This window comes from Aquimarina sp. RZ0, assembly GCF_008370685.1.
Taxonomy (GTDB): Bacteria; Bacteroidota; Bacteroidia; order Flavobacteriales; family Flavobacteriaceae; genus Aquimarina.
This window is the reverse complement of sequence record NZ_VTZU01000244.1, coordinates 1-778: the sequence shown is the minus strand read 5'-3', so window position 1 is coordinate 778 and position 778 is coordinate 1. Positions and strand designations below refer to the sequence as shown.

The window sequence follows — 778 nt, the reverse complement described above, 5'->3', positions numbered from 1 at the left end:
TTTGCAGGACATAAATCGATATTAACTACCGAGCAATATAAAAATACAAACTTTGAAGAATTAAAGAGTCAATTACAATTACGACATCCTTTAAACCATCTGAAATAAATATCAACTATCTTTGTGATGGATATAAAACCAATATTATGAATCTAAAAAGTGCTTTAAATAAGTACGTTACGGTATCTTCCGATATTTTGGGAGGAACCCCTGTGTTTAAAAACACTAGGGTTCCTATAAAAATACTGTTTGATTATTTACAAGGCGGTGATAATCTCCAAGAATTTTTGGATAATTATCCAACTGTAGAAAAGACGTTTGCTCAAAAAGTGTTAGAATTATTAGCCGTTTACGTAATCGAAATAGAGACAGGTAATGAAACTGCTGCTTGATGAGAATTTACCAAGAAAACTGAAATACCGTTTTTCTGAGCAGTACGAAGTGTTAACCGTTCCAGAAATGGGTTGGAGCGGTATTAAAAATGGAGATTTATTACAACGCATGGAATCCAAAGGCTTACGCGTGTTATTGAGCATCGATAAAAACATGAGCCATCAACAGAACTTAGAAAAATATGATATTAGTTTAGTTATCTTTAACGCTAAAGATACCCGTTATGCTTCATTAGTTGAATTTATCCCACGAGTAGAAAAGATCTTAACTTCTGAATTACATCCAGGTTTAATACTAGTAGATTAAAAAGCCAAGTGTTACGCCTATCGGCGAGTGTTGTAGTAGCATAGGCTACTCCCTATGGTCGAGTACCTATTAGCTGCCA

At 34.2% G+C, this 778-nt stretch carries 2 protein-coding genes; both read left to right on the top strand.

Annotated features, from left to right (window positions below; all coding sequences use genetic code 11):
* Nucleotides 1-146: 146 nt before the first annotated feature.
* Nucleotides 147-392, top strand: a complete 246-nt coding sequence (locus F0000_RS27510; protein ID WP_149627885.1) for a DUF433 domain-containing protein — start codon at nt 147-149, stop codon at nt 390-392.
* Nucleotides 376-699: a DUF5615 family PIN-like protein gene (locus tag F0000_RS27505; protein WP_149627884.1), complete on the top strand. Its 324-nt coding sequence runs from the start codon at nt 376-378 to the stop codon at nt 697-699. The genes F0000_RS27510 and F0000_RS27505 overlap by 17 nt, the downstream gene beginning before the upstream one ends.
* Nucleotides 700-778 lie beyond the last annotated feature (79 nt).

Bases quoted from the DNA above. Each gene is read 5' to 3' on its own strand.
- F0000_RS27505 (WP_149627884.1), top strand. From the start codon at position 376: ATGAAACTGCTGCTTGATGAGAATTTACCAAGAAAACTGAAATACCGT.
- F0000_RS27510 (WP_149627885.1), top strand. From the start codon at position 147: ATGAATCTAAAAAGTGCTTTAAATAAGTACGTTACGGTATCTTCCGAT.